The following is a 10,033-nucleotide window of genomic DNA, read 5'->3' as shown; positions in this document are numbered from 1 at the left end:
TCGAGAAGAATGCGGCGATGGAGAGTCTCAGTTCTCCGTCCTTGGTTCGCGGATCAAAGCCATGGAGCTTTCCTTGATACTCAATGAACCGGACGTCATCTTCGGAGATGGGGGTGTCAAACGGATGGCTGTGAAGGACGAAGATGTATTTGATGCTGTCGGGAGGGTAGCGGCTGTCCTCTACGTTGGAAGGACTCAAGCAGTTCTTGCTCTTACCCGTAGGATCCGGTCTTGTCTGATCCGTCAGTCGACTGATCTCGTATTTGTTGTCTGGAGTGTAATACAGCCAGCCGCAGTATTCGGTCGAAACCTGCCAGCGCAGTTCAAATGCGACCTTCTCTTCGCGGAGCGCGGTGGGAGGGGGCTTACGCCCAGCACTGGACCGGGGCTTCGAGAGAAGCTTCTCGCAGGCTGCGGCAAGTGCCGCCGCATAAGAGTCAAATGGTCCAAGCATGGGTCCAGGAAGGCTTTCCAGACGCGACCGCCCAGCAGGGGGGCGTATGACGTCGGGATCCATTGCTTCCGTACTGGGTACAAGGCTCTTGGAAGGCGAACACCCCAGGGAGACCACTAGCGCCAATGCCGAGAGGTGCTGTCGGATCATTCGCAGGCATCCTAGCAAGCTCTTGACCCTCTCGGCATGTGTCGGGCCGGGTTCGAGGCTCAAGCGCCTCTCACCCCTGGCGCATCACGAGCAGGCGCAGCTCGGTCATGTCCTCGATGGCGTACTTCACGCCCTCGCGTCCCAGCCCGGAGCTCTTCACGCCGCCGTAGGGCATCGTGTCGACGCGGAAGCTCGGTACGTCACCCACGACGACACCGCCCACCTCCAGCTCATCCCACGCCTGCATGGCCCGGGACAGGTTGTCGGTGAAGACGCCCGCCTGCAACCCGTAGCGCCCATTGTTCACCTCGCGGAGCGCGTCCTCGAACGAGCGGAAGGACTGGAGCAGCACGACGGGGCCGAACGCCTCCTCGCAGCTCAGCGGCTCGTCGGCGGGCACCCCCTCCATCACGGTGGGCTCCAGCAGCGCGCCGCGCCGTCCTCCTCCCGTCAGCACAGTCGCGCCCCGCTCCACCGCGCGCTGGATCCAACCCTCCAGCCGTCGCGCGGCGGGCTCGTCGATCATGGGCCCCAGCGTGGTGGCCTCGTCCTGGGGGTTTCCCACGCGCAGCTCCCGGGCCCGGACGACGAGCCGCTCCCGCAGATCCCCGTAGAGCGCCTCGTGCGCGAGCACGCGTTGCACCGAGATGCAGCTCTGCCCCGCCTGGAAGAAGGCCCCGTGGGCCACGCGGTCGGCGATGAAGGCCAGGTGCTGGCCCTGGTCGCGGTCCACCACGCAGGCCGCGTTGCCGCCCAGCTCCAGCACCACCTTCTTGCGGCCGGCGCGAGCCTTGAGCTCCCACCCCACCTTCTCCGAGCCCGTGAACGACAGCAGCTTCAGCCGATCGTCCTCGATGAACGGCCCCACATGCTCGAGCCGCGTCGGGAGGACCGAGAAGGCGCCCTCGGGGAGGCTCGTCTCGGCGAGCACCTCGGCCATGAGCAGCGCGCTCACCGGGGTGCGGTCCGACGGCTTGAGCACGAACGGGCACCCGGCGGCGATGGCGGGCGCCACCTTGTGAGCCACCAGGTTGAGCGGGAAGTTGAACGGCGTGATGAACGAGCACGGCCCCACGGGCACGCGCTGGGTGAAGCCCCGGTAGCCGGCGGCGCGCGGGGACACCTCCAGGTTCAGCACCTCGCCCCCGCCGCGCACGGCCTCCACTGAGGCGGCCTTGAACGTGTCGATCAGCCGGGAGACCTCGCCCCGAGCGTCGCGGAGGGGCTTGCCCGCCTCGATGCAGAGCGCGAGCGCCAGCTCCTCGGCCCGCTCCTGGAAGCGGCGCACGCAGTGCTCGAGCACCTCCTGCCGTTGGTACGGTGCCAGCCGCCGCATCGGGCCCGTCGCCCGCACCGCGGCGGCGATGGCCTCCTCCACGGCGGCCGCATCCGCGATCGCCACACGGGTGACCACCTCCCCCGAGTACTTGTCGGTCACAGCCAGGTCCGTGTTGGGCTGCTGGGGGCGGTTGGCCAGGTAATACGGGTAGCGGTCAGCGAGCATGGTGTTCTTCCTCCACGGCGTAGAGCGCGCGAGTGTTGTCCGAGTAGTCGATAGGTAGGTCAATGACGTGCACGCCACCAGACTCCAGGCAGCGCGCGAGCGTAGCGCCGAACTCCGATGCGCTCGTGGGACGGTGTCCCCGGGCGCCGTACGCCTCAGCGTAGCGGACGAAGTCCGGGTTGCCCAGTTGCATTCCAAACTCTGGGAGCCCCATCTCCCCCTGTTTCCAGCGAATCATCCCGTAGCCATCATCGCGGACCACGATCACCGTCAGGTCCAGCCGCAGACGCACCGCCGTCTCGAGCTCCTGCGAGTTCATCATGAACCCGCCGTCGCCGCAGACGGCGATCACCTTGCGCCGGGGATGAACCAGCTTCGCCGCGATGGCGGACGGGAGCCCCGCGCCCATGGTCGCGAGCGCGTTGTCGAGCAACAGCGTGTTGGGCCGGCGGCAGCGGTAGTAGCGGGCGAACCAGAGCTTGTACATGCCGTTGTCCAGGCACACGATCCCATCATCCGGCATCGCGCGCCGCACCTCCGCCACGAGCCGCGCCGGGTAGATGGGGAAGCGGTCGTCCCCGGTGCCGCGCGCCAGCTGCGCCTCGAGCCCCGTGCGCGCTCGCTCGAACGGCGCGAAGTCCCAGTGCGAGCGCGCGCCGACGCCCTCCGCGATGCGCCACACGGCGTTGGCGATGTCGCCCGTCACCTCCACCTGAGGGAAGTACACGGGGTCCACTTCGGCCGACGAGAAGTTCACGTGAACCACCTTGCGGCGACTGTCACGCATGACGAACGGCGGCTTCTCGATGACGTCGTGGCCTACGTTGACGATGCAGTCCGAGGCCTCGATGGCGCGGTGGACGAAGTCCCCGTCGGACAGCGCCGCCGTGCCCATCCAGAGCGGGTGCGTCTCGTCCACCACGCCCTTGCCCATCTGGGTGCTGAAGAAGGGCATGCCCACGCGGTCCACGAAGACGCGGAGCAGCTCCGAGGTGAGCTTGCGGTTGGCGCCCGCGCCAATCATCAGCAAGGGGCGGCGGGCGGACGCGATGGTCTCGACCGCCTGGGCGATGGAGGCCTCGTCGGCCACGGGGCGGCGGTAGGCGCTGGGTGCCAGAGGCTCGGCCTCGGTGGACTCGCGCGCCACGTCCTCGGGGAGCTCCAGGTGGGTGGCGCCGGGGCGCTCCTCCTCCGCGCGGCGGAACGACTCGCGCACCGCCGAGGGGACATGCTCCGCGGAGACGAGCGTGCGGGTGAACTTGGTGAGCGGCCGCATCATCCCGACGACGTCGACGATCTGGAAGTGGCCCTGCTTGCCCGCCTTGATGGGCTTCTGACCGGTGAGCATCACCATGGGCATGGCGCCGAGCTGGGCATACGCCGCGGCCGTGACGAGGTTGGTGGCGCCCGGCCCCAGCGTGGAGAGGCACACGCCCGCGCGCCCGGTGAGCCTGCCCCACGTGGCGGCCATGAAGCCCGCGGCCTGCTCGTGGCGCGTGACGACCAGGCGCAGGCTCGAGGCGCGCATGGACTCGAGCACGTCCAGGTTCTCCTCGCCAGGGAGCCCGAAGACGCAGCGTACGCCCTCGGCTTCGAGCGCTTTGACGAACAGATCCGAGGCCTTCATGGGGTTCCTCCTCCTCATCGAGACGAGGAGAAATGTACGCGGAGCCTTCGATAGGTCCATTCGTTTGTTCCCATGGGCACGATAGGTAATGCCTATGATGGCGGGATGGAGCTTCGCCACCTGCGCTACTTCACGGCCGTCGCGGATGCGCTGCACTTCGGGCGCGCCGCACGACGTGTTCATGTCTCGCAGCCCACGCTGTCGCAGCAGATCCGCCAGCTCGAGGAGGAGCTTGACGCGCCGCTCTTCGAGCGTGCTCGCGGCGGGGTGCGGCTGACGCAGGCGGGGGAGCTGTTTCGCACGTACGCCTCGCGCGCCCTGGAGGACGTGGATGCGGGCAAGGTGGCGGTGGGCGCGCTGCGAGGGCTCGTCACGGGCGCGCTTCGAGTGGGCTACCCACCCAGTATGCGAGGTGTCGTGGTGCCCGCGCTCGCCGCCGTGCTCCGCAAGCACCCGGGCCTCGCGCTGAGCGCGGAGGAGGCCGTGGTGCGGCGGGTGGAGCGCAGGCTCGCGGACGGCAAGCTGGACGTGGGGCTGGCGTATGCCCCCGCGCGCTTGCCGGACCTCGACGCGGAGCCTGTCTTCGACAGCAGGCTGGCGCTCGTGGTGGCCAAGGGGCACCCGCTGGCGGGAGCGGAGTCCGTGGGGGCCCGGCAGCTCGCGGACGAGCCTTTTGCATTGCTCTCGCGCGGGCTGCGCGTGCGGGCCCGCGTGGATGCCTACTTCGCCGCCATGCGGATCGCGCCACACCTCGCGCTCGAATCGAACGCGGTGGGGACCGTGCTGGCGATTGTCCGCGCGGGCCTCGCCGTCACCGTGCTCTCCGAGCCGCGGCTGGCCGATGCCGAGCGGCTGGTGGTGAAGCGGCTGTCCCCGGCGCCGCGCTCCGAGCTCGCGGCGCTCCTCTGGCGCAAGGGTGCCCCGCGCACCCCCGCGGCGGAGCTCTTCGCCACGGAGGTGCGCGCCCGGGCGAAGGAGGACCGAGCGTGAGGAAGAGCACAGCCGCTGAGATGAGCGGGCTTGTTCCCCCCTCTCCGGCTGCTACAAGGGCCCCGAGAGATACCGAGGCCGCCCCTCCCGCGCCTCTTCTTGCTCGAGGCCCTGATGGACTTCTCCGCGCTCGCCCTTTCACCGCCGCTGCTCCAGGTCCTCCAGGAGATGGAGTTTCAGACCGTCACGCCCATCCAGGCCCAGACCATTCCGGTGTTGTTGCAGGGCAGGGATCTCACCGGTCAGGCGAAGACGGGGAGTGGAAAGACCGCGGCCTTCGCGCTCCCCATCCTTCAGAGGCTTCAGCTCCAGCGGCGGCAGATCCAGGCGCTCGTGCTCTGCCCGACGCGGGAGCTCTGCGCTCAAGTGGCCGGAGAGATCCGTCGGCTGGGCCGTCGATTGCCGGGGCTCCAGGTCCTCGTGCTCGCGGGAGGCCAGCCGATCCGGCCCCAGGTGAATGCGCTCGAGAAGGGGGCCCACGTCGCGGTGGGGACTCCCGGCCGGGTGATGGATCTGCTCCAGCGGGAGGTGCTCGAGACGAAACAGCTCGCGACCGTGGTGCTCGACGAGGCCGACCGGATGCTCGACATGGGCTTTCGAGAGGACATGGAGCGCATCCTCGGCACGACTCCGCCAACGCGGCAGACGGTGCTGTTCTCGGCGACGTTTCCCCCCGACATCGAGGCGATGAGCCGGAGGTTCCAGAAGGATCCGGTGCGCGTGACGGTGGTGGAGACCGAGGCGGTGCCCGACATCCGGCAGCTCTGCTACGTGAGCGAGCCCGAGCAGAAGCCGGCGCTCCTCCTGCGAATCCTGCGGCAGTACCAGCCTGGCTCCGCCATCGTGTTCTGCAACCAGAAGGCGACGGTGGTGGAGCTGACGCGGGAGCTCGTGGGCGCGGGGGTGAGCGCCGAGGGCTTGCAGGGAGACCTGGAGCAGAGCGAGCGCGACCGCGTCATGGCGAGGTTCCGCAATCAGAGCATCCGGATCCTCATCGCGACGGACGTGGCGGGGCGTGGCATCGACGTCGAGGCGCTCGATGCGGTCATCAACTACGACTTGCCCTTCCAGCCGGAGCCCTATGTGCATCGCATCGGCCGCACCGGGCGCGCGGGAAGAACAGGCCTGGCCATCTCCATCGCCACCCCGCGGGACGATCGCAAGCTCGAGACCATCGAGCAGGCCACCGGAGTGAAGCTGGAGCGCCCGAGCGTGGAGGCCCTGCCTCCAGCGGACTCCACGAGCCAGGTGTCACTCGACTCGCCCTGGGAGACGCTGGTCATCTCGGCGGGGCGCAAGGACAAGATGAGGCCGGGGGACATCCTCGGTGCGTTGACGGGAGAGGCCGGCGGGCTGAACGCCTCCGACGTCGGCAAGATCGAGATCCAGGATCGCCTGGCCTACGTGGCTGTCTCCAAGCGGATTGTCCGCGTGGCGCTCCAGCGGCTGCGTGACGGCCGGATCAAGGGACGCAAGCACTGGATCGACTGGGTCAGGTGACCGGGAGCTCCACGAGCGCCACCGTCCCGCCACCGGCGGCGGGTTCCAGCCGCAAGGTGCCGCCGTGCTCGTGGGAGATCTTCTGCGAGATGGGTAGGCCGAGCCCGCTGCCTTCGGGCTTGGTGCTGAAGAGGCCTCGGGTGAGGGCGGCGCCTTCCAGCACGGTGGGGATGCCTGCTCCTCCGTCCCGGATGGTGACGCGCAGGGAGGTTGGCTGAAGCTCCACGGTGATGCGGACCGGAGGGGCGCTCGGAGGGGACGCTTCAATCGCGTTCTTCACGAGGTTGCCGAAGAGGCGGCGCAGGCCGTCTGGATCGGCTTGGAGCGTGAGGTCCTCTCCGGGCGCCAGCTCCACGGGTACGGGAGAGGTGCCCTGGTAGAGCGCGCAGACCTCGGCGAGCAGGGCCCGTAGGGCGACAGGTTGAAAGTGCGGCGCGGGCAGGCGGGCGAAGGCGGAGAAGCTCTGTGTCATCCGCATGAGCAGCTCCACCTCCTCCTGGAGCAGCGCGACGGCCTCGGAGATGCGCGTGGGATCCGGAGGCGAGGCCGCGTCCGGCCGGGAGAGCCGCGCCAGCGAGAGCTTCATGGCCGTGAGGGGATTCTTCAGCTCGTGGGCCAGGGCGCGGGCGATGTCCTGCCACGCGGCGATCTGCTCGGCGGCCTTGAGGCGCTCGCGCTGGGCGAGCAGCTCCTGGCCCATGCGGTTGAAGCCAGCGAAGAGGAACTGGAACTCATCGCGAGGGTGCTCGGGAGCGGGCAGGCGGACGGAGAGATCTCCTCGCGCGTAGGTCGCCATGCCCTGGGTGAGGGTGGTGACAGGACGGGCGAGCGCGCGGCCGAGCAGCACCGCCGCCAGGGCCAGCACGGCGGCCGAGACAAGCACCAGCGCGGCGATGAACAAGGGCACCCGGCGCACGAGCGCCCCGCGAGCCAGCTCCGCCTGCGCGAGGTTGAGGCGGGCCTCATCGAGCGGCGCCTGGGAGATGCCCCGGCGCTCCAACTCGCCGGATACGTTATCCAGCACGCGCTCCACCGGAGCCACGGACACGGAGAGGAGCCGCTCCAGGGCGCTCTGGGCGAGCGTCCCCATGAGCACGAGCGGAACGAGCCCCGCCGCCAGCATCACCGCGAGCAATCGGCGACGGAAGCGCGCCGGTGCGGAGCGAAGGGCAGGGGGGGACAGAGGCTGTCGATCCTCCAGGCCCGGCGGCGAGGCTGAGGTCTCTCGGGGAGGCATGGCGCCCGGAGCATAGGAGCCCGAGCCAGCTCGCTCCAGGAAGGGACATGTCGAAGGTGCTCACCCACCCCGGCGCAGGAAGGCCGGGGGCCTGATAGCCTCCGGGGAGATGGCTCGCCTTCTTGCTCCGGCCCAGAGCTGGCTGTTCAGCCGCGGCGTGGACCTTGCCGTGTTCGCGGGGGCCGCGCTCGTGTCCGTGGCGCTGGTGCTCGCCGCCCCGTGGCTCGGCGCCGTGGGCGAGACGCCCCCGTGGGCCTGGGTGCTGCTCGTCGTCTGCGTGGACGTGGCCCACGTCTGGTCCACCGTGTTCCGCACCTATCTCGATGGCGAGGCGCTGCGCCGGCGGCCCGCGCTGTATGTCTCCGCTCCGCTCGTGGCCTATGTGGCCGGCGTGCTGGCCTATCTGGGCTCGGCGGGCATGTTCTGGCGGCTCTTCACCTATGTGGCCCTCTTCCACTTCGTGCGCCAGCAGTACGGGTGGGTGGCCCTCTACCATCGCAAGGCCCGAGTCTCGGACTTCGAGCGCCGCCTGGATGCCGCCGCCGTCTACGCGGCCACGCTGGGCCCCGTGGTCTGGTGGCATGCCCACCTGCCGCGCGCCTTCTGGTGGTTCGTGGAGAACGATTTCCTCTCCGGCCTGCCCGGGTGGGTGGGCACGCTCGCGCTCACCGTTCACGCCGGGGTGCTGGCCGCCTGGGCGGGGTTCCAGGTGGCCCGAGTGGCTCGCGGGGAAGGGCTCCAGGTGGGCAAGGTGCTGCTCGTGCTCGCCACGTGGGTGACGTGGTTCGGCGGCATCGTGCTCGCCGAGGACGACTTCACCTTTACGGTGATGAACGTCGTCCTCCACGGGGTGCCGTACTTCGCGCTCGTGTTCCGGTACTCGCGCGGACGGCACGCGGAGGGCGGATATGGGCCCTTCGCCCTGCTCGTGCGCGCGGGGCTCCCCGGCTTCCTCCTGTTCCTGGCGGCGCTGGCCTGGGGCGAGGAGTTCCTCTGGGATCGGCTCGTGTGGCACGACCGGCCCCTCCTCTTTGGCGAGGGGGGCTTCTCCCTGGATTCGGACCTGCTGGCGCTGGTGGTGCCGCTGCTCGCCGTGCCGCAGGCCACCCACTACCTGCTGGATGCCTTCGTCTGGAAGCCGAGCCGGGATCCGGCGCTCCGCGCCCGGTTGGGTTGGCACTCCGGGGCAAGGGAAGGTTCTCCACGTGGCACCATGACACCGTCCCCGGTAGCCGTTACGCGTCCCACTGACTAACTGCTCAGTCGCCTATGTCGCGACTCCTGTTGGTCTCCAATCGGCTCCCGGTCACCGTCAAGACTGAGAAGGACAACGCCTCTGTGGTGCGCAGCGCAGGAGGGCTGGCCACTGGCCTCAGCCGCCCGCATGCGCGCTCGGGAGGGGTGTGGATCGGCTGGCCGGGGGATGTCTCGCGTCTGTCCACTGAGCAACGGGCCAAGGTCGAGTCCCAGCTCGCGGAGCTGCGCTGCGTGCCCATCTACCTCAGCTCCAGCGAGGTCAGCCGCTACTACGAGGGCTATTCCAACCGGGTCCTCTGGCCGCTGTGCCATTACCTGCCGGACCGGGTCCCCCGGCAGGACCGGGACTGGGAGACGTACGCCAAGGTCAACGAGCGCTTCGCCGAGCTGGTGGCGCGCCACTATCAACCCGGTGACACCATCTGGGTGCATGACTACCAGCTCATGCTGGTGCCGGGCCTGCTGCGCGAGCGGCTGCCCGAGGCGCGCATCGGCTACTTCCACCACATCCCCTTCCCGTCGAGCGAGATCTTCCGCATGTTGCCGCACCGCGAGGAGCTGCTGCGCGGCCTGCTGGGCGCGGACGTGGTGGGCTTCCACACGCCGAGCTACGTGCACCACTTCTCCAGCACGCTGCTGCGGGTGCTGGGGCTGGAGACGGACATCGACCATGTGGCGTACGAGCGGCGCAGCGTGCGGCTGGGCGCCTTCCCCATGGGCATCGACGCGGCCTCCTTCGAGCGGCTGGCCGAGGACTCGGGGGTGCTCGAGGAGGTGCGTATCACCCGGGAGCGCAGCGCGGGGCAGCGGCTGCTGCTGGGCATCGATCGCCTGGACTACACCAAGGGCATTCCCCGGAGGCTGCTGGCTATGCAGCGCCTGCTGGAGCGCGAGCCGTCCCTGCGGGGGCGCCTGCGGTTCATCCAGGTGGCCGTGCCCAGCCGCACCCAGGTGGAGGACTACGCCGCCTATCGCGACAGGGTGGACGAGCTGGTGGGCCGCATCAACGGCCTGTACGGCACCGTCCACAACGTCCCCATCCACTACCTCTACCGTTCGTTCAACGAGCGGCAGCTCGCGGCGCTGTACCGCGCCGCGGATGTGATGCTCGTCACGCCCATCCGGGACGGGATGAACCTGGTGGCCAAGGAGTTCTGCGCGGCGCGGCCGGATGAGGACGGGGTGCTGCTGCTGAGCGAGTTCGCCGGGGCCGCCACCGAGCTGCACGACGCCGTCATGGTCAACCCCTACGACGTGGAGGGCCTGGCGGACTCCATCCAGCAAGCGCTGAACATGCCGGTGGAGGAGCGCCGC

The 10,033-nt window shown here is 69.3% G+C and carries 7 protein-coding genes and 1 pseudogene; 4 read left to right on the top strand and 4 right to left on the bottom strand.

Features of this window, described 5'->3' with window-relative positions:
* From ACJ8AT_RS31005 to ACJ8AT_RS30995, 3 genes and pseudogenes are all read right to left on the bottom strand, one after another.
* Nucleotides 1-454 (bottom strand): annotated as a pseudogene (locus ACJ8AT_RS31005) (hypothetical protein); the annotation flags it as partial.
* Nucleotides 455-674: 220 nt separating this feature from the next.
* The gene (locus ACJ8AT_RS31000) at nt 675-2,108 is read right to left on the bottom strand and encodes an aldehyde dehydrogenase family protein (RefSeq protein ID WP_407741542.1); all 1,434 of its coding nucleotides are present in this window, start codon (nt 2,106-2,108) and stop codon (nt 675-677) included.
* Nucleotides 2,098-3,735 carry an acetolactate synthase large subunit gene (locus ACJ8AT_RS30995; protein ID WP_407741541.1) on the bottom strand — a complete coding sequence of 546 codons (1,638 nt, stop codon included), beginning with the start codon at nt 3,733-3,735 and terminating at the stop codon, nt 2,098-2,100. The genes ACJ8AT_RS31000 and ACJ8AT_RS30995 overlap by 11 nt, the downstream gene beginning before the upstream one ends.
* Before the next feature lie 105 nt (nt 3,736-3,840).
* Between ACJ8AT_RS30995 and ACJ8AT_RS30990 the strand changes: the two genes are divergently transcribed.
* Both ACJ8AT_RS30990 and dbpA read left to right on the top strand, forming a co-directional pair.
* On the top strand, nt 3,841-4,725 hold the full coding sequence (locus ACJ8AT_RS30990; protein ID WP_407741544.1) for a LysR substrate-binding domain-containing protein: 885 nt from the start codon (nt 3,841-3,843) through the stop codon (nt 4,723-4,725).
* Between the two features lie 114 nt (nt 4,726-4,839).
* On the top strand, nt 4,840-6,225 hold the full coding sequence (dbpA, locus tag ACJ8AT_RS30985) for an ATP-dependent RNA helicase DbpA (protein ID WP_407741543.1): 1,386 nt from the start codon (nt 4,840-4,842) through the stop codon (nt 6,223-6,225).
* Here dbpA and ACJ8AT_RS30980 read toward each other — a convergent pair.
* Nucleotides 6,218-7,462, bottom strand: coding sequence for an ATP-binding protein (locus ACJ8AT_RS30980; protein WP_407741540.1), 1,245 nt, complete (start codon nt 7,460-7,462; stop codon nt 6,218-6,220). The two genes, dbpA and ACJ8AT_RS30980, sit on opposite strands and share 8 nt — an antisense overlap.
* 109 nt (nt 7,463-7,571) lie before the next feature.
* Here ACJ8AT_RS30980 and ACJ8AT_RS30975 point away from each other — a divergent pair, with 109 nt between their 5' ends.
* The gene (locus ACJ8AT_RS30975) at nt 7,572-8,717 is read left to right on the top strand and encodes a hypothetical protein (protein WP_407741539.1); all 1,146 of its coding nucleotides are present in this window, start codon (nt 7,572-7,574) and stop codon (nt 8,715-8,717) included.
* Nucleotides 8,718-8,731: 14 nt separating this feature from the next.
* The coding region (locus ACJ8AT_RS30970; protein WP_407741538.1) for a bifunctional alpha,alpha-trehalose-phosphate synthase (UDP-forming)/trehalose-phosphatase at nt 8,732-10,033 on the top strand (1,302 nt) is incomplete at its 3' end.

Source organism: Hyalangium sp., assembly GCF_045802625.1.
In the GTDB taxonomy this organism is placed as follows: domain Bacteria; phylum Myxococcota; class Myxococcia; order Myxococcales; family Myxococcaceae; genus Hyalangium.
This window is presented reverse-complemented; position numbering and strand designations above follow the sequence as displayed.